Consider the following 23,320-nt stretch of genomic DNA (forward strand, 5'->3'; position numbering starts at 1 on the left):
CTTAACCGCGCAAGGACTGAGCACGGCGCAATATCTGCATACTGACAGCGGGATTATTGGTTTAACCAACTGCCCTGTGCTGCGTAAAACGTCCGTTGTCATTGATAATGGCTAACCCCTCTCCTGGCCTCAGACACAAAAACGCCGCAACAGATGCGGCGTTTTTTATGCTAACAACGATTAAAACGGGTAGTCGTGATAACCCATCTGTTCAGAAATTTTACGCGCGGCCGTGTGCAGAATCGCTACGTACTCGTGCAGACGCTCTTCGGAGAAGCGCAGGGTCGGGAAAGAGATACTCAGGCCCGCAATCACCACACCAAAGCGGTCAAACACCGGCACGCCGATGCAGCGCAGCCCTTCTTCCTGTTCTTCGTTATCCTCGCCATACCCCTGCTCACGCACCTGATCGAGCACCGTTAACAGCGCATCCGTATTGGTTATGGTTCGTTCAGTGCTGCGTTTGTACTCCACGCCCTCGAGGATCTGCTTCACCTCATCGCGATCGCGCCACGCCAGCAGAACCTTACCGATAGCGGTACTGTAGAGCGGGTTGCGACGTCCAATGCGTGAATACATACGCAGGTTATACATGGAGTCGATTTTATGGATGTAAACAATGCTGTCTTCATCCAGCGCGCCGAGATGGATGGTCTCTTTGGTCAGACGCGAGATTTCACGCATCTGAATATCAGCGCTGCGGATCAGGTCAACATTTTGCAATGCACGGGCGCCCAGCTCGAACAGTTTCAGCGTCAGAGAGTATTTTTCAGACTCGCCTTCCTGGGCAACGTACCCCAGTGACTTCATGGTTTGCAAAAAGCGATAAACGGTGCTTTTCGACATCATCACACGCTGCGACAACTCTGTAATACCAATCTCACGCTCTTCCCCGAGCGCCTGTAAGATGCCAAACACCTTCAGCACGGAAGAAACAGAATCTGGCTGTTTATCCAAATCCGCAATAGCCATTTACCACCTCATAGAGAGTGTTTTATAAAAATCAGAACCGGTTTTTATTATAAGTTCCCGTCATGTCACCTGCAATCAGTCCCCGTTTACTTCGTTACAAATCTGCGACATATCGCGCCAGTAACAGTGCTAAAATAGTTACCCTGAGAATAATTTCACGCTGAGCTTTTTACTCCTGATGGAAAAGAATCTTTCCGATGGTCTGCCTTTACCCCAGCGCTATGGCGCGATAGCAACCATCATTATTGGTATCTCAATGGCCGTCCTTGACGGCGCCATTGCAAACGTTGCCCTGCCAACCATCGCCAGCGACCTGCATGCCTCCCCGGCCAGTTCGATATGGATTGTTAACGCCTACCAGATTGCGATTGTGGTTTCGCTGCTTTCGTTCTCATTCCTCGGCGATATGTTCGGTTACCGTCGGGTGTATCAGTGCGGTCTGGTGGTTTTCACTCTCACCTCATTGTTATGCGCCCTGTCGGATTCACTGCATACCCTGACGCTGGCGCGCATTGCGCAAGGTTTTGGCGGCGCGGCGCTCATGAGCGTCAACACAGCGCTGATCCGCTTAATTTATCCGCAGCGCCATCTGGGCCGCGGGATGGGGATAAACTCGTTTATTGTCGCCGTCTCTTCCGCTGCCGGGCCAACCATCGCGGCGGCGATCCTGTCCGTTGCGTCCTGGAAATGGCTGTTTGCCATAAACGTGCCTTTGGGAATGGTGGCCATCTTCTTTGCCCTGCGTTTTCTTCCCGCGAACGGCCCGAAAAGCACCATGCCGCGCTTCGACGTGGCGAGCGCGGTGATGAATGCCCTCACCTTTGGTCTGCTGATCACCGCCCTGAGCGGTTTTGCGCAGGGGCAATCGTTGATGCTTACCGGGGTGGAACTCCTCGCGCTGCTGGTGACAGGCTTCTTCTTTGTTCGCCGCCAGCTTGCTCTGCCGGTGCCTTTACTGCCGGTTGATCTGCTGCGGATCCCCCTCTTTTCACTCTCCATATGCACCTCTGTCTGTTCGTTCTGCGCGCAGATGCTGGCCCTGGTTTCGCTGCCGTTCTTCCTGCAAAGTGTGGTCGGACGTTCAGAAGTAGAGACCGGGCTGCTGTTAACCCCGTGGCCACTGGCAACAATGGTGATGGCCCCGCTGGCGGGCTATCTGATCGAACGCGTTCACGCCGGTTTGTTGGGTGCGCTGGGGCTGGCGGTGATGGCGACGGGGCTTTTCGCGCTAGCACTGCTGCCGTCGTCGCCTTCAGACCTTGATATCATCTGGCGCATGGTGCTGTGCGGAGCGGGGTTTGGCCTGTTCCAATCCCCTAACAACCACACCATAATTACTTCGGCACCGCGTCATCGCAGCGGTGGGGCCAGCGGCATGCTGGGGACCGCGCGTCTGTTGGGACAAAGCACCGGTGCGGCGCTGGTCGCCCTGATGTTTAACCTCGCTGGCCAGAACGGCAACCATGTTGCACTTCTCACCGCCGGTGTACTTGCCACCCTTGCGGCTATCGTCAGCGGCCTGCGGGTGACCCAGCCCAGGGTTCAGGCATAAAAAAAGCCGGGCGGAGTGGTCTCCTGCCCGGCTTAGTACGCTGCTTTACTTACTTCAGGTATTCCCCACTGCGCAGCGCTTCAATACGCTTATCCAGCGGCGGGTGAGACATAAACAGCTCGCTCAGCGATTTTGATTTACCGTTGATGCAGAAGGCCATCATGCTGTTCGCTTCCTGCGGCTCGTAGCTGGTTTTCAGACGCTGCAGGGCAGCAATCATCTTCTCACGACCGACCAGCTTCGCAGAGCCGGCATCCGCGTGGAATTCACGGTGACGTGAGAACCACATGGTGATGATACTGGCCAGAATACCGAATACCAGCTCCAGCACCATTGAGACGGCAAAGTAGATCAGCGGGTTACCGTTGCTCTCTTCGCCTTCGTCGCGGTTCCCCCCCATAAAACCTGCCGCAATCTGCGCCAGAATACGGGAGATGAAGATAACGAAGGTGTTCACCACGCCCTGAATCAGGGTCATGGTCACCATGTCGCCGTTGGCAATATGGCTGATCTCGTGGGCAATAACCGCTTCGGCTTCGTCACGGCTCATGTTCTGCAGCAGACCGGTGCTGACGGCAACCAGTGACGCATCACGACGGGCACCCGTGGCGAAAGCGTTAATATCCGGAGCATGGTAAATGGCGACCTGCGGCATGGCGATCCCGGCCTGACGGGATTGCTGCGCCACCGTATTCATCAGCCACTGTTCCATATCGTTACGCGGTTGCTCAATGACCTCACCGCCTACCGATTTCAGTGCCATCCACTTCGACATCAGCAGGGAAATGAAAGAGCCACCAAAACCAAACAGCAGCGCCATAATCAACAGACCCTGAACGCTGCTCGACTGAATTCCTGTCAGGCTTAGCACGAGCCCGAAAACCACCATCACCGCCAGGTTGGTGAGCAGGAAGAGCGCGATTCGCATCATAATTTTCTTTTTACCTCAGTTTAACAAAACGCACTATGCGATTACCCACATCGTATGGGTATTACGGCTATTTTCAAGCATCCGGCGGGCGTAAGTCACCAGAAAGACACAACTTTACACAATTGGAAAGCTGGCTGACGGAAGGATGCAGAACAAAAAGAAACAGGCACAATCTCTTGTGCCTGTTGGGAGATTATTTTGCCGGAGCGGGCTGCTCGGCTGGCTTCTCTTTTTCCAGATTCGCCAGGTCAAGTGCGATATGCACCGTCTCGTCCAGATACGGATCCGGCTCCTGGTAATCTTTAGGCAGATCGTCCAGTTTCTTGAGCAACGGCTTGCCTTCGCGTTTGAAGCGGTCGTTGATACGCGCCAGACGGGTTGCGTCATCCTCGTTGTTCTCTTTCTCACGCTGAGCGTAGTTCAGAGAAACAATATTCCGTTTATCCTTCATGGCATTGAAGCGAGCAATGTCCTTCATGATGTACTGGAACTCAGGATCTTTCGCGATGCGTTCGTTATGGTCTTTCAGCAATTCCGGACCAAACTGGGTCATATCACCGGCTTTGACATAGGTCGCGGCATTGATGCTGTCCCACGGCAAGGCGTTATCTTCAAACTTCTCGCCGGTTTCCGTCTCTTCCGTGCCTGTCGGCATGATGATGTCTGGCGTCACGCCTTTACGCTGCGTACTGCCGCCATTCACGCGGTAGAATTTCTGAATGGTGTACTGAACCGACCCCAGCGCTGGCCATTCCGGACGCAGCATCTGATCGTAAATACGGTTCAGGGAACGGTACTGCTGAACGGTCCCTTTACCGAACGTCGGTTCGCCCACAATCAGCGCGCGACCGTAATCCTGCATGGCAGCGGCAAAGATTTCAGACGCGGACGCACTGAAGCGGTCAACCAGGACCACCAGCGGGCCTTTGTAGTAAACCACGCCGTCGTTGTCGGCATCTTCACGGACTTTACCGTTATTATCGCGGACCTGAACCACCGGACCAGAAGGAATAAACAGTCCAGAGAGTGAAACCGCTTCCGTCAGCGCACCGCCGCCGTTACTGCGCAGGTCGATAATTACGCTGCTGACGTTCTGCTTTTCAAGCTTCTGCAGCTGCACTTTCACATCGTCGGTCAGCCCCACATAGAAGCCCGGAATATCCAGGACTCCCACCTTCTCTTTACCCACGGTTTTCACCGACATTTTCACCGCGCGGTCTTCCAGACGGATACGCTCACGGGTCAGGGTAACGATACGGGTTTTGGTACCTTTTCCGGCTGGCAGAATTTCCAGACGAACCTTGCTGCCTTTCGGGCCTTTGATCAGCGCAACCACGTCATCAAGACGCCAGCCGATCACATCAACCATGTTCTGGCCGGTTTGACCCACACCGACAATACGATCGCCGACGCTGATCGCTTTACTCTTGGATGCCGGACCACCTGCGACCATCGAATTGATCACCGTGTAATCATCATCCATCTGCAGCACCGCGCCGATACCTTCCAGAGACAGGCTCATTTCAGTATTGAACTGTTCGGTGTTGCGCGGAGAGAGATAGTTGGTGTGCGGATCGATTTCGTGCGCAAAGGCCGTCATGGCCAGCGAGAAGACGTCCTCACTGTTGGTCTGCGCCAGACGACGAATGGCAAATTTGTAACGGCGCGTCAGCGTGTCACGGATCTCTTTTTCATCTTTGCCCGTGAGCTTCAGGCTCAGTTCGTCGTATTTCACTTTGCCGTCCCACAGCGCATTCAACTCGGCTTCATCTTTCGGCCAGGGTGCTTTACTGCGGTCCAGATTAAAGGTGTCGTTGCCGGTAAAGTCCATCGGACGTTCCAGCACTTTCAGCGCGTACTGATAGCGTTCGAAGCGGCGCTTTTGCGACAGGTTGTAGAGATCGTAGAACAGATCCAGCTTGCCTGAACGCAACTCGTCACCCACCTCGGATTTACGCTTAGCGAACTGCTCGACATCACTGGCGAGCAAAACGTTATGGCTGTAATCCAGCAAGTTCAGATAGCGGTCAAAGATTTTGGCCGAGAAGGCCTGATCGAGATCGAACTGACGATAGTGCGAACGGGTAAAACGTGAGGTCACGCGCTCGCTCACCGTCGCGTGCTGCGTCTCTTCCTTGAGTACCGGAATTTGATCAACACGGGTGATATCGTCCACTGCAAAAGCATGACCTGTTATGGCAAACAGGCCCGCCAGCGCGGTGAGCTTAAAAAAAGTGTTCATGCCAGGCTTGGCCTCCGTTTCAGAACAACAAGTGTTCTGCGCGTACAATCATTGACATACCAGAAGTCAGCTGTACACGGACGCCATCTTTGGTGATTTCCAGTACGGTGGCGTCCATAGCATTGTTACCCGCTTTCACCTTCAGTGCCTGACCTACGCTCAGAGCGTTAATGTCAGAAACTGGAGTGTGGCGCGGCTCTTCACGAGGGGCGCGCGGGGCTTGAGCTGCTGGTTTGTCAGCACGCGGTTTGCGATCGTTGTTGTCGTTGCGACGTGGCGCAGGACGAGGTTTACGCTCGCGACGAGGCGCGTCTTCCTGACCATTAGCCGCTGCGGCTTCACGTTTTTTCGCTTGCTGTTCAGCACGTTGTGCCTGAACGCGTGCTTTGGCTTCTTCCAGCTGTTTACGCGCGTGCTCTACGTGCTGCTCGTCCAGCTCACCACAAGGATTGCCGTCGAGATCCACACGGGTCGCGCCCGGTTTGATACCGTACAGATAACGCCAGCTCGAAGTATAAAGACGTAAGGCGGAACGCAGCTGAGTTTTGCTGAGGTTCATTTCCCCCTCAACGCGCGCTACCAGATCCTGAAAAATACCGACTTTCAGGGGACGAGCTTCGCCTTCAGCGCTGAAGCACTGTGGGAAACGCTCGGCCAGAAATGCGATAACTTCTTTACTGCTATTCAACTTAGGTTGATTTTCCATGAAATTTCCTGATTACAACGGACGTTGCCAACAAGCGCAGGCATGAACAGGCGTCATTATAATGACGCTATCCGTAAATGCTACGTTATCCGTTGATTATCCTGCGACGCTCGCAAAGAATTTTTGATAATCGGTTGCTGCGAGTACGTTTTCCAGATTCGCCACCAGCTCGCGCAGCCCCTGTTCGTCCTCGGTTGTAAAGCGACTGAAGACCGTACTGTCGATGTCCAGAACGCCAATAATCTGATTTTTTACCACCAGCGGCAGAACGATTTCAGAATTACTGGCGGCATCACAGGCAATGTGACCGTCAAACGCATGCACATCTTCCACACGCTGTACCTGATTCTCAGCCACCGCGGTGCCGCAGACACCACGACCAACTGGAATGCGCACGCAGGCCAGTTTGCCCTGGAACGGGCCAAGCACCAGCGTTTCCCCTTCCAGGAGGTAAAAGCCAGCCCAGTTCACGTCAGAGAGACGTTCAAACAGCAATGCGCTAGTATTTGCCAGAGTGGCTAAGAAGCTGGTCTCACCCGCCATCAATGCCTTAAAATCGCGGTTCAGATCCGCGTAGAATTCTGTTTTGTTCATTATTCAATCACTTAGTTGTCTTACAAAATTACCGCATAGCCTATTAAAATAAGCATTAAATGCGCTCATGCTCAAGATGAATCCGTTCATGAGTTATTATAACTTTCAACAATACTTATTTGTGCGCAGCTGATGGCCTTAAAAACAACCAAAATTACGCCGAAAAAAAAGATAACTGTCCATACGGTAAGCCAGGCTTTGCCCCGTGCACATTATCAGCGTTGCCCTCAGTGCGATACGCTTTTTATGTTGCCGAAGATGAAATCGCACCAAAGTGCCTTTTGTCCCCGCTGCGACGCCAAAATCCGTGACGGCCGCGACTGGTCGTTAACCCGCCTCGCCGCCATGGCGGTCACCATGCTTCTGCTGATGCCGTTTGCCTGGAGCGAGCCGCTGCTCAAACTTTACCTGCTCGGCGTGCGTATCGACGCCAACGTGCTGCAGGGGATCTGGCAAATGACGCGTCAGGGCGATCCACTGACCGCGGCCATGGTGCTGTTCTGCACCGTTGGCGCACCGCTGGTGCTGGTCGCCGCCATTGCTTATCTCTGGTTTGGCAACATTCTGGGCATGAACCTGCGCCCGGTGCTGCTGATGCTGGAAAAGCTGAAAGAGTGGGTGATGCTGGATATCTACCTGGTGGGCGTGGGCGTGGCGTCAATAAAGGTACAGGATTATGCGTTTCTGCAGCCGGGCGTCGGGCTGTTTGCCTTCATTTGTCTGGTCTTGCTCAGTATCCTGACGCTGATCCATCTGAATGTGGAGCAGCTCTGGGAGCGCTTTTACCCTCAGCGCCCCGCGACCCGCCCCGATGAGAATCTTCGGGTTTGTCTGGGCTGCCACTATACCGGCTTTCCCGACGCGCGCGGCCGCTGCCCGCGGTGCCATATCCCGTTGCGGCTGCGGCGCAATAACAGTCTGCAGAAATGCTGGGCCGCGCTGATTGCCTCTCTGGTCTTCCTGATCCCGGCCAATATGCTGCCCATCTCCATCATCTATGTGAATGGCGGACGTCAGGAAGATACCATTCTCTCGGGGATCATCTCGCTTGCACACAGCAACATCGGCGTGGCGGCAATCGTCTTTATCGCCAGTATTCTGGTGCCGTTTACGAAAGTGATCGTGATGTTTACCCTGCTCATCAGTATTCATTTTAAATGTGAGCAAGGTTTGCGCACCCGTATTCTGCTTCTGCGATTCGTGACCTGGATTGGCCGCTGGTCAATGTTGGATCTGTTTGTGATTTCGCTGATGATGTCGCTCATCAATCGCGACCAGCTACTTGCTTTTACAATGGGACCCGCGGCTTTTTATTTCGGCTCTGCGGTGATATTGACTATTCTTGCTGTGGAATGGCTGGATAGCCGCTTACTTTGGGATGCACATGAGTCAGGAAACCCCCGCTTCGCCGACTGAAGCGAGAATTAAAACTAAACGCCGCATTTCGCCATTCTGGTTGCTGCCTGTCATCGCGCTGATGATTGCGGGCTGGCTTATCTGGACGAGCTATGAAGATCGCGGAAGCACTGTGACCATCGATTTCCAGACCGCTGACGGCATCGTTGCCGGGCGAACCCCTGTTCGCTTCCAGGGGGTCGAAGTCGGTACGGTTCAGGACATCTCCCTTGGAAAAGGGCTGAACAAGATCCAGGTGCGGGTCAGTATCAAATCTGACATGCAGGATGCCCTGCGCAGCGAAACGCAGTTCTGGCTGGTGACCCCGAAAGCCTCGCTGGCCGGTGTCTCCGGGCTGGATGCGCTGGTGGGCGGTAACTATATCGGCATGATGCCGGGCAAAGGTGAGCCCCAGGATCACTTTGTTGCGCTGGATACCCAGCCCAAATACCGTCTCAATAACGGCGATTTGATGATCCATCTGCAGGCGCCGGATCTCGGCTCGCTGAACAGTGGCTCCCTGGTCTATTTCCGTAAAATCCCGGTTGGCCGCGTGTACGACTACGCCATTAACCCGAACAAACAGGGCGTCACCATTGATGTGCTGATCGAACGTCGCTTCACCAACCTGGTGAAAAAAGGCAGCCGCTTCTGGAACGTCTCCGGAGTGGATGCCGATCTCAGCCTGAGCGGTGCGAAGGTGAAGCTGGAGAGTCTGGCGGCACTGGTGAATGGCGCCATTGCCTTTGATTCCCCGGAAAACTCAAGCCCGGCCACCGCCGACGACACGTTCGGGTTATACGCTGACCTGGCGCACAGCCAGCGCGGGGTGATTGTCAAACTGGCCCTGCCCGATGCGAAAGGGCTAAAAGCCGGCTCAACGCCGCTGATGTATCAGGGGCTGCAGGTGGGTCAGCTCACCAAAATGACCCTCAATCCGGGCGGCTCGGTCACCGGCGAGATGACGGTCGATCCGAGCGTGGTCGATCTCCTGCGCGAGAAGACACGTATCGAAATGCGCAGTCCGAAGCTCTCCCTGAACGACGCCAACATCAGCACCCTGCTCACCGGCAATACGTTTGAGCTGATCCCCGGTGAAGGTCAACCCAGCAACAGCTTCGTCGTTGCCCCGGCGGATAAAGCCCTGCTGCAAAAACCGGGGGTGGTGACGGTCACGCTCAATGCCCCGGAAAGTTACGGTATCGAAGCCGGACAGCCGTTGATTTTGCATGGCGTGCAGGTGGGTCAGGTGCTGGAGCGTACGCTCTCTGCGAGTGGCGTGAGCTTCTCGGTCGCCATCGATCCGCAATATAGCGACCTGGTGCACGGCGACAGTAAATTCGTGGTGAACAGTCGCGTCGACGTCAAGGTAGGTCTGGACGGCGTGGAGTTCCTCGGTGCCAGCGCCAGCGAATGGGTTAACGGCGGCATCCGCATTTTGCCGGGCGATAAAGGCCCCGTGCGCGACAGCTACCCGCTATACGCGAACCTCGAAAAAGCGATTGAGAACAGCCTGAGCGATCTTCCTACCACCACGCTGACATTAAGCGCCGAGACGCTGCCGGACGTACAGGCAGGTTCCGTTGTGCTCTACCGCAAGTTTGAAGTCGGGGAAGTGATCACCGTTCGCCCACGTGCGGACGCGTTTGATATCGAGCTGCATATCAAGCCCGAGTACCGCAAGCTGCTGACGCCAAACAGCGTCTTCTGGGCCGAAGGTGGCGCGAAAGTTCAGCTCAACGGTAATGGGCTGACCGTGCAGGCTTCCCCGCTCTCACGCGCGCTGCGCGGCGCGATTAGCTTCGATAATCTCAGCGGTGCGGGTGCCAATCTGCGTAAAGGCGATAAGCGTATTCTCTTCCCGTCGGAAACCGCCGCGCGTGCCGTGGGAGGGCAAATTACCCTGCACGCGTTTGATGCCGGTAAGCTGGCGGAAGGCATGCCAATCCGCTATCTGGGCATTGATATCGGGCAGATCCAGAAGCTGACGCTCATCACCTCGCGCAACGAGGTGCAGGCCACCGCCGTGCTGTATCCGGAATATGTGCAGACCTTTGCGCGCACGGGTTCACGCTTCTCCGTCGTCACACCGCAGATTTCGGCCGCGGGCGTGGAACATCTCGACACCATCCTGCAGCCGTATATCAACGTTGAGCCCGGCCAGGGCAATGCGCGTCGTGATTTTGAACTGCAGGAAGCCACAATCACTGACTCGCGCTACCTGGGGGGTCTGAGCATTGTGGTGGAAGTGCCGGAAGCCGGATCGCTGAGCATCGGTACGCCGGTCCTGTTCCGCGGCATTGAGGTGGGGACGGTTACGGGCCTGACGCTCGGTACACTCTCCGACCGCGTGATGGTGGCGTTACGCATCAGCGAACGTTACCAGCACCTTGTCCGCAACAACTCGGTATTCTGGCTGGCATCCGGCTATTCACTGGACTTCGGCCTGACAGGAGGGGTGGTGAAAACCGGCACCTTCAATCAGTTCATTCGCGGTGGCATTGCCTTTGCCACGCCGCCGGGAACGCCGCTGGCGCCGAAAGCGCAGCCGGGTAAACACTTCCTGCTGCTTGAAAGTGAACCAAAAGAGTGGCGTGAGTGGGGAACGGCCCTGCCGCGTTAATCTGAAAGGCTCCGGTGTCAACGCGCCGGAGCCTTTATGTTACACTGCGCACCTGAACTTTTCCCTGTGGTGTGCCCGTGGCTCAAAACTCCGTATTTCTTCCTGAACAATTCCTGGCGCAGATGCGCGAGGCGCTTCCCTCTCATCTCTCATTAGACGACTTTATTGCCGCCTGCCAGCGTCCGCTGCGCCGCAGTATCCGCGTCAACACGCTGAAAATCAGCGTCGATGATTTTCTGACGCTGGTCGCGCCCTACCGCTGGCAGCTTACGCCAGTCCCGTGGTGTGCTGAGGGGTTCTGGATCGAGCGCGATGATGAAGATGACGTGCCGCTGGGCAGTACCGCTGAACATCTGAGCGGTCTGTTCTATATTCAGGAAGCCAGTTCGATGCTGCCGGTTGCCGCCCTGTTCGCGGATGGCAAAGCACCTGAACGCGTAATGGATGTTGCCGCGGCTCCTGGCTCGAAAACCACGCAAATTGCCGCCCGTATGGGCAATCAGGGGGCGATCCTCGCCAACGAGTTTTCCGCCAGCCGGGTGAAAGTGTTGCATGCCAACATCAGCCGCTGCGGTATTCATAATGTTGCCCTCACCCACTTCGACGGACGCGTCTTTGGCGCCGCCTTACCGGAAGCTTTCGATGCCATTCTGCTGGACGCCCCCTGCTCCGGCGAAGGGGTGGTGCGTAAAGATCCTGATGCGTTAAAGAACTGGTCGGTGGAAAGCAACCTTGAGATCGCCGCCACACAGCGCGAGCTGATCGACAGCGCCTTTCACGCCCTGCGCCCGGGTGGCACACTGGTTTACTCCACCTGCACCCTCAACCGCGATGAAAACGAAGACGTCTGTCTGTGGCTGAAAGCGCAATACCCGGATGCGGTCGACTTTCTGCCGCTGAACGATCTGTTTGCCTCAGCCGGTGAAGCGGTCACCCCCGAAGGTTTTCTTCACGTCTTCCCGCAGATTTACGACTGTGAAGGGTTCTTTGTGGCGCGTCTGCGTAAAACGCAGGCGGTGGCTCCCCTCCCTGCACCTAAATTCAAGGTTGGTACTTTCCCGTTTGCGCCTCTTAAAGGTCGCGATGCCGCACTGCTTATCGCGGCCGCCAGCCAGGTTGGGCTGGTATGGGATGAAAGTCTGCACCTCTGGCAGCGCGATAAAGAAGTTTGGCTTTTCCCGGCGAATATCGAACCGCTGATTGGTAAAGTGCGTTTTTCGCGCATCGGGATCCGCCTGGCGGAAGTGCATAACAAAGGCTACCGCTGGCAGCACGAGGCCGTCATCGCACTTGCCGGGTGCGAGAATACTTTTGCCCTCACGCATCAGGAAGCCGAGGAGTGGTACCGCGGTCGCGATGTCTACCCGGCGAGCACCCCGGCAGGCGATGAAGCAATCGTGACGTATCAGGGGTACCCGCTGGGACTGGCAAAAAAGGTCGGCTCCAGACTAAAAAACAGTTATCCGCGCGAACTGGTCCGCGATGGTCGTCTGTTTACCGGTAACGATCGCACCGACTAAAAAAAGCGCACTTTTTTACTGGCGATTTTGCTCTCCTTGTCTACGATAAAAAATGGGTGACCGTACTGGTCATACCAGATTTTGACAACCGACCCGGAGAGCACTATGACGAAAACCAGCGTGCGTATTGGCGCTTTCGAAATCGACGACGCAGAACTGCGCGGCGAAGCACAAGGCGATCGAACGTTAAGTATTCCCTGCAAATCAGACCCGGATTTGTGCATGCAACTCGATGCGTGGGATGCCGACACCAGCGTCCCGGCAATACTTGATGGCGAACATTCTGTCCTTTACCGTGAGCATTACGATAGCAAAACCGATGCCTGGGTCATGCGCCTTGCCTGACCTAAAGAGAACCCGCCCGAAGGCGGGTTATTTATTACTGCAGTTGCGCCAGCGTAAAGTAACCGTCAAAAACGGCCCCCGTATCAATGTAATGAAGATTATTAAAATCATACCGTCTGTCGACGGGCGTATGGCCGAACCAGAAATGATCCGCGCCGCTGATACCCTGCCCTTTACCCACCATAAAGCCCATCAGCCGATCGCGGTCCCATAAAACGCGCTGGGCGCTGACCGGTTTTTGCCAGCGGTATTCTGCTGCCGGATAATCGGCATGGGCAATCACATTCAGGCCGTTAGCGCAGGTTATCTCAATAATATGCGGTAAATCGCGGCAGGCTTCGAGTAACGACAGCGCGAGCTGTTGCTGGTCGCGTTCAAGTTGCGCAAACCACATTCCGCCATTCATCGTCCAGAGAGAAAAATCGTTATTATCCAGACTGTCGAGAGCCATTTGCTCGTGGTTGCCACGTACGGCACGAAACCATTTTTCATTGATAAGCTGTAATGATTTAACACTGTCTGGACCACGATCAATCAAATCGCCCACAGAAATCAGTAAATCCTCAAACGGGTTAAAATGACGGCATTTGAGCTCGTCTAAAAGCCGCTGATAACAACCGTGAATATCGCTAACAACCCAGATGTGACGCCACATCCGCCCCTCTATTCGCTGGTACATAAGGCCCTCCTGTTAACAGTATAGCCGCAGCAGAAATGACCGAAGATCGCCAGGGCTCTCGCAAAATCAAACAAACGCTAAACCAAACGGAAATAAAGGTCCGCGCACTATTAATCACTTTTTACTGGCTCTTTAGAATAAGGGGAGATAAAAACGAGGGCCTTCACGTGTCTAATACAGAACTGCATAACGATGTTTTCTATCCACATCGCACACATATTATTTCTGAGCTGGTGAAAGGCAAACGGACTCCTGGGCCAATCTGGCAGAAACGCGAATATCGCCTCAAGTTCCTTCTGCGTTCGCTTCTGTTCTGGTCCTCCACCCATCGCATGCTGGAAAGCCTTGTAGGTCGCGACGATTTCGACAGACTGCTGGCCTCTCAGGTGACCTTACCGAGCAAGACCCATCGGCAGTACCTGATGCGCGGCCTGACGGCGAACGATCGCGCTGACGCTATCATTCACCACTATCACTGGATTGATAGCCTGAAAGAGAAGGGCCTGGTCCAGGCGCTGACCAGCCCGCATGAGCAAGTGATTGTCCAGTTCAGGGCCAAAAACGACGCGATCTATACCGTCAATGCCTCTTGTGCCGGAAAAGCCGAGCGCGAAGGCGAAAGCACGCTGTGGCTGCGCGATAGCGAGAATACGCTACTTGCCAGCCTCACCTTCAGCGTTGCGCGCAGCAATGGCCAGCGGGTCATCGTGATAGGTGGACTTCAGGGCCCCCGCCGCAACGTCTCGCGGGATGTCATTAAGCAGGCCACCCGCGCCTGCCACGGTCTGTTCCCAAAACGGCTGCTGATGGAGGTGATTTTCCAGCTGGCGGCACAGTCATCAGTGCGGGCAATTTTTGCCGTCAGCGATGAAGGACACGTTTTCCGCGCCTTGCGCTATCGCCTCAGTAAAGGTCGCCACTTCCACGCCAGCTATGATGAGTTCTGGGGATCGCTGGACGGTAAAAAACTTTCCTCCTTCTGCTGGCAACTCCCCCTGCAGATGGAGCGCAAATCCCTTGAGGACATTGCCAGTAAAAAGCGGGCCGAATACCGCCGTCGCTTTGAACTGCTTGATGAAATTGAGGCGTCCGTTAAATCGCGCTTTTAAGCCCGGCATTGCCATTTACTGACGCGACACGAAAATTTAACAAAACAGGCAAAAAGGGCTGGACTTCCGCATGCTGTGTTGTGTTATGTTTTAGCTGGACGTACAGGAAGTGCGCGCTGTATGAGAAAGACATTACCAGGAATATTCTTTCACTTTCATACAGATAAAAAGAGACCGAATACGATTCCTGTATTCGGTCCAGGGAAATGGCTCTTGGGAGAGAGCCGTGCGCTAAAAGTTGGCATTAATGCAGGCTAAGTCGCCTTGCCTTTTAAGAATAGATGACGACGCCAGGTTTTCCAGTCAACAGTTAAAGCGGCTGGAAAAAAAGCGTCAGAGCATCATTAAACGAAAAAAACCGCAGTGCTTTCGCAAGCATCTGCGGTTTTTTATTGGAAACCTGAACGTTAGCAGAGCTTATCCGCGCGCTCAATAAACGGTGCCAGACTCATCTTCTGCCCCGGGTGGGAAGGATCGTCAATCTGGATCACGCTGACAGGCTGCCCGCTACTCTTCCCGCTGGCCACCTGCTGCTCGGCGGTATCATTCAGCGGGTATTGCACCAGCGTACTCGGGTTGATGGCATACAGCGCATGGCCCGGACGGCAGGTCAGCATCACCTCTTCGCGATTAAACGCCCATTTGTCCTTACCCACTTCGAAACGGCTGACGGTGATAACCTGTGGTGCAGCAAGCGCGCTCCCCGCGCAGGCCAGCAATACAAGAGAAAGTACTGTCTTTTTCATATGATATTTAACCTTGTCAGAAGGGTTCCCAGGTGGCGAACAGGCTTACCGTTGCCAGTACCAGCGCCCCCAGCACCACTTCTGCCTGTGTCATCCTGATAAAAATCTGTTGTGCCCGTCCGGTTTCCGGACGGAACCGTGGCACCAGAAAATACCGATTTGCCAGCGCAATTACCACCATCAACGCCACCAGCGCACATTTGAACAACAATAACTGTACATAACCAGCCTCCCAGGGAATCTGGAGGCCGAGTATCATTAGCGCGTTAACCACCCCGGTGAGCAGCACGCCGGCGACGGCGTAATGGCCCACGCGTGAGAAGCGCATCATGGTGTAGATGGCGGCAGTCTGCCAGCGCCCTTTGGCCAGACGCATGCAGAACAGCAGCGGCAGTAATCCCCCCAGCCAGGTGGCGGCACAGATCAGGTGAACAGCATGATTAAGACGCTGCAAAGCCCCCATCGCCCCCTCCAGCATCGCCGCGTGTCCTACCCCGGCCAGCAGGATAAGCTGCCCCATTGCCAGCAGCAGCAGTCGCGACCCTTTCAGTGGCGCGAGCCATGCGGCGCCGACCGCGATCGCCGCGAGAATAATCTGCCACAGCCAGACGCTACCAAACTGCGTACCCAACACGCTTTGCCAGACCTGCGGGGCAAACACATCTCCCCAGCCGCTTCCCATCAATCCGCCCTGAAGCATAAACATGAGAAGTGCGGCCGCCAGGCTGATTAGGGAGGCCACTTTCTGCTGCGCCTGAAAACGCCGTGACATTAAACGCTGGAGAGAGGAAGGTGCAAACCAGACGCTGTAAAGCGCATTGCCAAAAACCAGCATCAGCGCCCCAAAGTGGATAAAGCGCAACCCGATGTAAATCAGCGACAGCATGCTATTTCACGCTAAAGTGATAGCTGCCTTTGGTTTTATGGCCATCAACCGAGACCACATGCCAGTCGACCTGGTAAGTCCCTGGCGTCAGCGGTTGTTCCAGCGGTACGGTAAGCTGAGTTTTATTCTTTTCGTCTCGCGTAGCGGTACCGGCCCTGATGACCTGTTTTTGCGCATCCGTTACCACTACACCGCTAAAACCGGGTTCGATACCTTCCGAAAAATTCAGCGTCAGGCTCTGCGGTGCGCTCACCTGGCTGTCTGCCGCCGGGATAGTCTGTTGAAGATGCGCATGCGCAAGCACCGAGGGAGAAATCACTGTAGAGGCGAGAAAAACCAGTGCGCATGCCGCGCGGGAAGCGGAGAAACCCATCGCAATCATTCCTTTTTGTTATGTCTGTATGCTAAAGAATAACGCTGTATAATAAACGAGTCGAGGATCATCCCGCCTCCGCTTGTCATCGTCGCGCAATCGCGGTAACGTTGCCGCCGCATAATAAGGAGAAGGTAATGAAGATCAATCTGGCCGCCCTTCCTCAGGACGAGATGGATAAAGTGAATGTCGATCTCGCTGCCGCTGGCGTCGTTTTCAAAGAGCGTTACAACATGCCCATCGTGGCGGAAGTTGTTGAACGTGAACAACCTGCCCATCTGCGGGACTGGTTCCGTGAAAGATTAATCGCCCACCGTCTCGCCTCGGTCAATCTTTCCCGTTTGCCGTACGAGCCTAAAGTTAAATAAGCTTAACGACTCGTTACACTTCCTTACGCTGAATCTGGCAGGATAAGAAAACCCTGATTAAATTAGGTGTATTCTTAAATCCCTGCGACTCAGTGTATAAGGAAGTCACGATGTCACATTGGAATATAGCGGCAGCCCAGTATGGCGGGCAGCACCAGAGTATCGATGACCATGTTACGCACCACCTTCGCTTCATTGCGGAAGCCGCGCGGCAACGGTGTGATTTGCTGGTCTTCCCTGAACTCTCATTAACGGGATCCGGGACGTCGACGCTACCTCCCCCACCCGGCGACGCGCAGCTGGATCCCCTGCTTGACGCGGCTCATTTTTACCGGATTACGGTGATTGCCGGCCTCCCCGTTGAGCGCAATGGTCTGCGCCAGAAAGGCCTCGCGCTGTTTACCCCCTCTCGCCAGCGCGTTTTGCGCTATCCGCAAGGTAGCGGTGCCAGCCTGATGCCGGGGGATAAACACCTGAGCATCATGGATGCACAAGCCGATTCGCCGAATCTCGACCCGAGGGCAACACTCTTCACCAGCTGTCAGTCGGTGCGGGATTACCGCTGGCGACAGTCCATCAGCACCCTTCAACGCTTCGCGCATAAATATGCCATAGCTGTGCTCATGGCGAATGCCGGTAGCGGCAGCGCGCTGTGGGATGATAAAGGCCAGCTGATTGTCCGCGCGGATAACGGTGAGTTACTGTTGACGGGCTCGCTCGGCAGACAGGGTTGGCAAGGCGATATCATTCCTTTAGGCTAGGCGTTTTAAGCTCAGGAGTGTTCAATGCTGCGCGTCATCGATACCGAAACTTGCGATCTTCAGGGCGGAATAGTGGAAGTGGCCTCTGTCGACGTGGTTGACGGAAAAATCGTCAACCCAATGAGCCATCTGGTGCGTCCCGATCGCCCCATCAGCCCTCAGGCGATGGCTATCCATCGTATTACCGAATCGATGGTGGCGGATAAACCGTGGATCGAAGACGTGATTCCCCACTATTACGGTAGCCCGTGGTACGTAGCGCATAACGCCAGCTTTGACCGTCGCGTGCTGCCGGAGATGCCCGGGGAATGGATTTGTACCATGAAGCTGGCGCGTCGCCTCTGGCCGGGGATCAAGTACAGTAACATGGCGCTGTACAAGTCCCGTAAGCTCAGCGTCCGCACGCCTGAGGGGCTGCATCATCACCGCGCCCTGTATGACTGCTATATCACCGCCGCGTTACTCATCGATATTATGAACACCTCCGGCTGGACGCCGGATGATATGGCGACCATTACCGGACGCCCCGCGCTGCTGACCACGTTTACCTTTGGTAAGTACCGGGGCAGAGCGGTGTCGGATATTGCCGATAAAGACCCGGGCTATTTGCGCTGGCTGTATAACAACCTCGACAAAATGAGCCCGGAACTGCGTCTGACGCTGAAACATTATCTGGGCGAAGCTTAACGCTCTGCACGGCCTGGCAGCGTCTCCTGCGCCAGGCCAATCAAAAAGGCGTACTCCAGCGCCACCCCTTCATACGATTTAAACCGTCCCGACTTCCCGCCGTGTCCGGAATCCATATCGGTACAGAGCAGCAACAGATTATCGTCGGTTTTCAGCTCCCGCAGTTTTGCCACCCATTTTGCCGGCTCCCAGTATTGCACCTGAGAGTCATGCAAACCGGTGGTCACCAGCATATGAGGGTAGGCTTTCGCCTCGACGTTATCGTACGGGCTGTACTCTTTCATATAGCGGTAGTAAATCTCATCCTGCGGATTGCCCCACTCCTCAAACTCCCCGGTGGTGAGAGGAATGGATTCATCGAGCATGGTGGTGACCACATCAACAAACGGCACCTGCGCGACGATGCCTTTGAAGCGGTCGGGACGCTGGTTGATAACCGCCCCCATCAGCATGCCGCCCGCGCTACCGCCCATGCCAAAGCAGAGCTGCGGATCGCCATAGCCCTGTTCAATCAGCGCATCGCAGACGTCAAGGTAGTCATTAAAGGTGTTTTTCTTTTTGAGGAATTTCCCGTCTTCATACCAGTGCTGCCCCAGTTCACCGCCGCCGCGAATATGGGCGATGGCGTAAACAAAGCCGCGATCGAGCAGGCTTAATCTGCTGCTGCTGAAATCGGCGTCCATGCTTGAGCCGTAGGAGCCGTAGCCGTAGACGAGGATCGGGTTTTTCCCTTTCTGAAAATGCGCTTTGTGATAGACGAGCGAGACGGGAACCTCCACGCCATCCCGGACGGTGACCCACACGTGTTCGCTTCGGTAGTTTTCAGATTCGAACCCTTTGACCTCGGTCTGTTTAATCACCTGACGCTGCCCGGTGTCCATATCCAGCTCAAACAGGGTGTCCGGTGTGGTCATGGACGAGTAGCCGTAGCGCAGCCGTGAGGATTCCGGTTCCGGGTTGAATCCAATCCACGTCACATAGGCCGGGTCATCAAACGCAATCCCCACCACTTCCCGGGTTTTACGGTTGATTTGCCGGATACTGGTCAGCCCCCGCTGGCGCTCTTCCACCACCAGCCAGTCGGTAAACAGGGTGAAGCCTTCCAGCATTACCTGATCCCGCGCGGGGATCAGCACTTCCCACTTGCGCTCATCGCGCACTTTGGTTTTATAAAGACCAAAGTTTTTGCCCTCGCGATTCGAACGCACATAAAAACTGTGCTGGAAGTGATCCAGGCTGTACTCGTGGTCCTTGCGGCGCGGCAGAAAGCAGAGCGGCTGGGCATCAGGCAGTTCGGCATCCAGCAGCAGAACTTCGGATGTCGTCGCACTGGCCAGGAAAATAATGACATAGTGGCGTGAGGAGGTTTTATGCAGGCTGACATAAAAAGTTTCGTCCTGCTCTTCATAGACCAGTTCGTCGTCAGCGGAGTCGGTTCCCACGGTGTGTCGCCAAACCTGGTAAGGCAGCAGCGTGGAGGCGTGTTTTTTGACGTAGTAAACCGTTTCGGAGTCATTTGCCCAGACAAAATCCGGGGAGACGTTTTCCAGCATTTCCGGATACCAGTTGCCGGTGTCGAGATTGCGAAAACGCAGGCCGTACTGGCGACGGGAGAGATAATCCTCCGCCAGTGCCATCACCGCGTTATCCGGTGAAATGGACATGCCGCCCAGGGTATAAAACTCGCTGTGGGCCGCGCGCTGGTTGGCGTCCAGCAGAATATCCCACTCGTCCCACTCGGCACTCAGCACCGACTGACGCTGGTAGATGGGGTACTCGTTGCCGGGCTCGTAGATATGGCGATAGCGGTAGCCGTTTTTGGTCCAGGGCGCGGAGACATCGCGCTGAGGAATACGCTGTACCATTTCATTCAGCAGCTGGTCCTGAAGCGTCTGCTGGCTGGACATGACCTTGCGGCCATAGTCGTTTTCCTCGTGCAGGTAGTCGAGTACCTCTGGCCGGGAACGCGAATCGTCCCGTAGCCAGTAATAGTTGTCTATGCGCGTATCGCCATGCGTGGTGATTGCATAAGGTATACGTCGGGCTTTCGGTGGCATGTCATCATTCTTTTTAGTTTTACACCCTATAAGGTTGGCAAAACCCACGCATGATGCAAGCGAAACCGTGACCCAGCCGAGACGTTATCCCTGTAACGCCTGTTTTTGCTCCCGGATATCCTGCTCAATGCCTTCGCGCACATCCTGAGGGATCTTCAGCGCGTCGCCAAGCGCGTTCAGGTAGCTGCGTTCCATAAAGTGATCGATATCGATAGCGGCACAGCTGAGGAAATAGAGTTCAAGCGCCTCTTCCTCATTTTTCACACTCTGCGCAAGACGCTGCGGGTCAAGCGGCTGTTCAATCGCCTGCGCTACCAGCGCTCTGCCCTTCTCTTCGACACCGGCTTCACGCAGCTGCTGCTCAATCGCCGATCGTTCTTTATCGTCGATGTGCCCGTCGCTTTTCGCGGCAAAGACCAGGGCAAGGATAAGCCGTTCGGTACGCAGATCCAGCGGCGAGGTGTGTTCACCATACTGCGGTTCATCCCTGTGCGCAGTGCGTACCCTGTCTTTGTATTTATTCCACAGAACGGTCCCCGCGATGGCCCCGCCACCGGCCAGCAGCGCGCCGGTGCCATACTTTGCCAACAGCTTGCGCGAGGACTTATTCGCCACCAGCAGGCCCGCCAGCCCGCCGAGCGCACCAGGTACCAGCAGGTTACTGAGCCCCTGCTCGCCGGACGATGCCGTTTTCTGCCCTAACAGTGATTGCAATTGATTCAGCCAGCCTGACATGGTTTCCCTCACTTAACGGTGAACATGTTCCACAGCGTAAGCGAGCAGGCGTCAGGAAATGTCTGGCCGGACTAAAGAAGCGCATATTTCTTCCTGCCGCACTGAGCCGTGCGCGAGACAGACGCAAACGTTTTCGTTTATACTGCCCGCAACTTTTTCAGGGGGATTGTTATGATTCGTTTAGGAACCGCGCTGCGGCCATCGGCGACGCGAGTGATGCTGTTGGGATCGGGCGAGCTGGGAAAAGAAGTCGCCATTGAGTGTCAACGTTTAGGCGTGGAAGTCATTGCCGTTGACCGCTACGCTGATGCACCCGCCATGCACGTCGCCCATCGTTCTTATGTGATTAACATGCTGGATGGCGATGCCCTTCGCGAACTGATTACGCGTGAAAAACCGGATTTTGTGGTGCCGGAAATTGAAGCCATCGCTACCGATACGCTGATCGCCCTTGAGCAGGAAGGCCAGCGCGTGGTGCCCTGTGCAAAAGCCGCAAAGCTGACCATGAACCGCGAAGGGATCCGTCGCCTGGCGGCGGAGGAGCTCGGGTTGCCTACGTCGGGCTACCGTTTTGCTGGCGATAAAGCCGCATTCCTGCGGGCCGTCGAGGAGATCGGCTACCCGTGCATCATTAAGCCGGTAATGAGCTCCTCCGGTAAAGGGCAGAGCTTTATCCGCGACAGCAGCACGCTGGACAAGGCGTGGGATTATGCCCAACAGGGTGGTCGCGCCGGAGCCGGTCGCGTGATCGTTGAAGGTGTGGTGAAGTTTGATTTCGAGATCACCCTGCTGACCGTCAGCGCCGTGGACGGCGTTCATTTCTGTGACCCGATTGGCCACCGTCAGGAAGATGGCGATTACCGCGAATCCTGGCAGCCGCAGCAGATGAGCCCCCTGGCGCTGGAACGCGCGCAGGCAATAGCTCGTAAGACCGTCCTGGCGTTGGGCGGCTATGGCCTGTTCGGCGTGGAGCTGTTTGTTTGCGGTGACGAGGTGATTTTCAGCGAAGTCTCCCCTCGCCCGCATGACACCGGTATGGTCACGCTCATCTCGCAGGACCTCTCCGAATTCGCCCTGCACGTGCGCGCCTTCCTCGGCCTGCCCGTCGGCGGTATCCGTCAGTACGGTCCGGCCGCCTCGGCGGTGATCCTGCCGCAATTAACCAGCCAGAACGTTACCTTTGATAACGTCGACGCGGCGGTGGGCGCAGGTCTGCAGGTGCGTTTGTTCGGCAAGCCGGAGATCGACGGCTCCCGTCGTCTTGGGGTGGTATTAGCCACCGGGAAGAACGTGGACGACGCCGTGACGAGAGCGAAAGCGGCCGCCGTAGGCGTTAAGGTAGCAGGATAAAAAAACGGGCCCCGGGGCCCGTTTTTCATGCGGCGAATAACTTACTGCTTCGCGCCTTCAACCGCTTCACGAGCCAGTCGGGTAATGCGGTCCCAGTCGCCTGCTTCCAGCGCATCCGCCGGCACCAGCCATGAGCCACCGATGCACAGCACACTTTTCAGCGCCAGGTAGTCACGGTAGTTGGCCGGAGAGATACCGCCCGTCGGGCAGAAACGCACCTGGGAGAATGGACCCGCAATGGCCTGCAGCGCTTTGGTGCCGCCGTTGGCTTCTGCCGGGAAGAATTTGAACTCTTTCAGACCGTAGTCCATGCCCAGCATCAGTTCAGATACGGTGCTGATACCCGGGATCAGTGGAATCGTGCCTTCGGTGGCGGCTTTCAGCAGCGACTCGGTCAGACCCGGGCTGATGGCGAACTGTGCACCCGCTTCGGTCACTTCAGCCAGCTGTTTTGCGTTCGTCACGGTACCCGCACCAATGATAGCGTCCGGTACTTCTTTAGCGATAGCGCGAATGGCATCCATCGCGCAGGCGGTGCGCAGGGTCACTTCCAGAACGCGAACGCCGCCCGCAACCAGCGCTTTCGCCATCGGTACAGCGTGCTCCAGCTTGTTTACCACGATAACCGGCACGACAGGGCCAGTGGTCAGGATTGCTTCTGCACTTGTTTTCCAGTTTTTCATCAGAGT

Annotated in this window: 23 protein-coding genes; 11 read left to right on the forward strand and 12 right to left on the reverse strand. The window is 55.6% G+C overall.

What is annotated here, in order from left to right; translation table 11 throughout:
• The coding region (locus C5687_RS24605) for a YobH family protein (protein WP_238380477.1) at nucleotides 1-115 on the forward strand (115 nt) is incomplete at its 5' end.
• Nucleotides 116-180: 65 nt separating this feature from the next.
• On the opposite strand, the gene kdgR is transcribed toward C5687_RS24605, so the two are convergent.
• Complete coding sequence (gene kdgR, locus C5687_RS13245) at nucleotides 181-972, reverse strand: DNA-binding transcriptional regulator KdgR (protein ID WP_025756898.1); 792 nt, start codon at nucleotides 970-972, stop codon at nucleotides 181-183.
• 178 nt (nucleotides 973-1,150) lie between these two features.
• Here kdgR and C5687_RS13250 point away from each other — a divergent pair, with 178 nt between their 5' ends.
• Complete coding sequence (locus C5687_RS13250) at nucleotides 1,151-2,524, forward strand: MFS transporter (protein WP_104557089.1); 1,374 nt, start codon at nucleotides 1,151-1,153, stop codon at nucleotides 2,522-2,524.
• A gap of 49 nt (nucleotides 2,525-2,573) precedes the next feature.
• On the opposite strand, the gene htpX is transcribed toward C5687_RS13250, so the two are convergent.
• The 4 genes from htpX to C5687_RS13270 all read right to left on the reverse strand — a co-directional run bounded on the left by htpX (nucleotide 2,574) and on the right by C5687_RS13270 (nucleotide 6,997).
• Complete coding sequence (gene htpX, locus C5687_RS13255) at nucleotides 2,574-3,455, reverse strand: protease HtpX (RefSeq protein WP_014884290.1); 882 nt, start codon at nucleotides 3,453-3,455, stop codon at nucleotides 2,574-2,576.
• Between the two features lie 193 nt (nucleotides 3,456-3,648).
• The gene (prc, locus tag C5687_RS13260) at nucleotides 3,649-5,697 is read right to left on the reverse strand and encodes a carboxy terminal-processing peptidase (RefSeq protein ID WP_025756900.1); all 2,049 of its coding nucleotides are present in this window, start codon (nucleotides 5,695-5,697) and stop codon (nucleotides 3,649-3,651) included.
• Between the two features lie 19 nt (nucleotides 5,698-5,716).
• On the reverse strand, nucleotides 5,717-6,403 hold the full coding sequence (proQ, locus tag C5687_RS13265; protein ID WP_104557090.1) for an RNA chaperone ProQ: 687 nt from the start codon (nucleotides 6,401-6,403) through the stop codon (nucleotides 5,717-5,719).
• Nucleotides 6,404-6,499: 96 nt separating this feature from the next.
• Nucleotides 6,500-6,997 (reverse strand): GAF domain-containing protein, encoded by a 498-nt coding sequence (locus C5687_RS13270; RefSeq protein WP_008500476.1) that lies wholly within the window; start codon nucleotides 6,995-6,997, stop codon nucleotides 6,500-6,502.
• Between the two features lie 132 nt (nucleotides 6,998-7,129).
• Here C5687_RS13270 and yebS point away from each other — a divergent pair, with 132 nt between their 5' ends.
• From yebS to C5687_RS13290, 4 genes are all read left to right on the forward strand, one after another.
• Complete coding sequence (gene yebS / locus C5687_RS13275; RefSeq protein WP_104557091.1) at nucleotides 7,130-8,413, forward strand: membrane integrity lipid transport subunit YebS; 1,284 nt, start codon at nucleotides 7,130-7,132, stop codon at nucleotides 8,411-8,413.
• The gene (locus C5687_RS13280) at nucleotides 8,382-11,015 is read left to right on the forward strand and encodes a PqiB family protein (RefSeq protein WP_059386800.1); all 2,634 of its coding nucleotides are present in this window, start codon (nucleotides 8,382-8,384) and stop codon (nucleotides 11,013-11,015) included. Before yebS ends, C5687_RS13280 begins: the two co-directional genes overlap by 32 nt.
• Nucleotides 11,016-11,092: 77 nt before the next feature.
• Nucleotides 11,093-12,535 (forward strand): 16S rRNA (cytosine(1407)-C(5))-methyltransferase RsmF, encoded by a 1,443-nt coding sequence (rsmF, locus tag C5687_RS13285; RefSeq protein WP_104557092.1) that lies wholly within the window; start codon nucleotides 11,093-11,095, stop codon nucleotides 12,533-12,535.
• Between the two features lie 105 nt (nucleotides 12,536-12,640).
• The gene (locus tag C5687_RS13290) at nucleotides 12,641-12,880 is read left to right on the forward strand and encodes a YebV family protein (RefSeq protein ID WP_008500472.1); all 240 of its coding nucleotides are present in this window, start codon (nucleotides 12,641-12,643) and stop codon (nucleotides 12,878-12,880) included.
• 34 nt (nucleotides 12,881-12,914) lie between these two features.
• Here the strand turns inward: C5687_RS13290 and pphA are convergent, their stop codons facing one another.
• Nucleotides 12,915-13,559 (reverse strand): protein-serine/threonine phosphatase, encoded by a 645-nt coding sequence (gene pphA, locus C5687_RS13295; protein WP_104557093.1) that lies wholly within the window; start codon nucleotides 13,557-13,559, stop codon nucleotides 12,915-12,917.
• Between the two features lie 167 nt (nucleotides 13,560-13,726).
• On the opposite strand from pphA, the gene C5687_RS13300 reads away from it, so the two are divergent.
• Nucleotides 13,727-14,668, forward strand: a complete 942-nt coding sequence (locus C5687_RS13300) for a VirK/YbjX family protein (protein ID WP_104557094.1) — start codon at nucleotides 13,727-13,729, stop codon at nucleotides 14,666-14,668.
• 407 nt (nucleotides 14,669-15,075) lie between these two features.
• On the opposite strand, the gene C5687_RS13305 is transcribed toward C5687_RS13300, so the two are convergent.
• Genes C5687_RS13305 through yobA form a run of 3 tightly spaced genes read right to left on the reverse strand, consistent with a single transcriptional unit; the run spans nucleotide 15,076 to nucleotide 16,673 of the window.
• The gene (locus C5687_RS13305) at nucleotides 15,076-15,414 is read right to left on the reverse strand and encodes a YebY family protein (RefSeq protein WP_104557095.1); all 339 of its coding nucleotides are present in this window, start codon (nucleotides 15,412-15,414) and stop codon (nucleotides 15,076-15,078) included.
• 16 nt (nucleotides 15,415-15,430) lie between these two features.
• Nucleotides 15,431-16,300: a copper homeostasis membrane protein CopD gene (gene copD / locus C5687_RS13310; protein WP_104557096.1), complete on the reverse strand. Its 870-nt coding sequence runs from the start codon at nucleotides 16,298-16,300 to the stop codon at nucleotides 15,431-15,433.
• 1 nt (nucleotide 16,301) lies between these two features.
• The gene (yobA, locus tag C5687_RS13315) at nucleotides 16,302-16,673 is read right to left on the reverse strand and encodes a CopC domain-containing protein YobA (protein ID WP_025756909.1); all 372 of its coding nucleotides are present in this window, start codon (nucleotides 16,671-16,673) and stop codon (nucleotides 16,302-16,304) included.
• 137 nt (nucleotides 16,674-16,810) lie between these two features.
• Here yobA and C5687_RS13320 point away from each other — a divergent pair, with 137 nt between their 5' ends.
• The 3 genes from C5687_RS13320 (at nucleotide 16,811) to exoX (ending at nucleotide 18,489) form a co-directional block, all read left to right on the forward strand.
• Nucleotides 16,811-17,041: a DNA polymerase III subunit theta gene (locus C5687_RS13320; RefSeq protein WP_104557097.1), complete on the forward strand. Its 231-nt coding sequence runs from the start codon at nucleotides 16,811-16,813 to the stop codon at nucleotides 17,039-17,041.
• A 110-nt stretch (nucleotides 17,042-17,151) separates the two neighbouring features.
• Nucleotides 17,152-17,802, forward strand: coding sequence for a nitrilase-related carbon-nitrogen hydrolase (locus C5687_RS13325; RefSeq protein ID WP_059386794.1), 651 nt, complete (start codon nucleotides 17,152-17,154; stop codon nucleotides 17,800-17,802).
• 24 nt (nucleotides 17,803-17,826) lie between these two features.
• Entirely contained in the window at nucleotides 17,827-18,489 is a 663-nt protein-coding gene (gene exoX, locus C5687_RS13330; RefSeq protein WP_025756911.1) for an exodeoxyribonuclease X, read from the forward strand.
• Here the strand turns inward: exoX and ptrB are convergent.
• Nucleotides 18,486-20,546: an oligopeptidase B gene (gene ptrB, locus C5687_RS13335; protein WP_104557098.1), complete on the reverse strand. Its 2,061-nt coding sequence runs from the start codon at nucleotides 20,544-20,546 to the stop codon at nucleotides 18,486-18,488. The two genes, exoX and ptrB, sit on opposite strands and share 4 nt — an antisense overlap.
• Nucleotides 20,547-20,630: 84 nt before the next feature.
• Nucleotides 20,631-21,281, reverse strand: a complete 651-nt coding sequence (locus C5687_RS13340) for a tellurite resistance TerB family protein (protein ID WP_059386792.1) — start codon at nucleotides 21,279-21,281, stop codon at nucleotides 20,631-20,633.
• A 171-nt stretch (nucleotides 21,282-21,452) separates the two neighbouring features.
• Between C5687_RS13340 and purT the strand changes: the two genes are divergently transcribed.
• Nucleotides 21,453-22,631, forward strand: a complete 1,179-nt coding sequence (gene purT / locus C5687_RS13345) for a formate-dependent phosphoribosylglycinamide formyltransferase (protein ID WP_104557099.1) — start codon at nucleotides 21,453-21,455, stop codon at nucleotides 22,629-22,631.
• Nucleotides 22,632-22,672: 41 nt separating this feature from the next.
• Here purT and C5687_RS13350 read toward each other — a convergent pair whose 3' ends face one another.
• Entirely contained in the window at nucleotides 22,673-23,314 is a 642-nt protein-coding gene (locus C5687_RS13350) for a bifunctional 4-hydroxy-2-oxoglutarate aldolase/2-dehydro-3-deoxy-phosphogluconate aldolase (protein ID WP_025756915.1), read from the reverse strand.
• Nucleotides 23,315-23,320 lie beyond the last annotated feature (6 nt).

This window comes from Enterobacter sichuanensis, assembly GCF_002939185.1.
GTDB classification, from domain to species: domain Bacteria; phylum Pseudomonadota; class Gammaproteobacteria; order Enterobacterales; family Enterobacteriaceae; genus Enterobacter; species Enterobacter sichuanensis.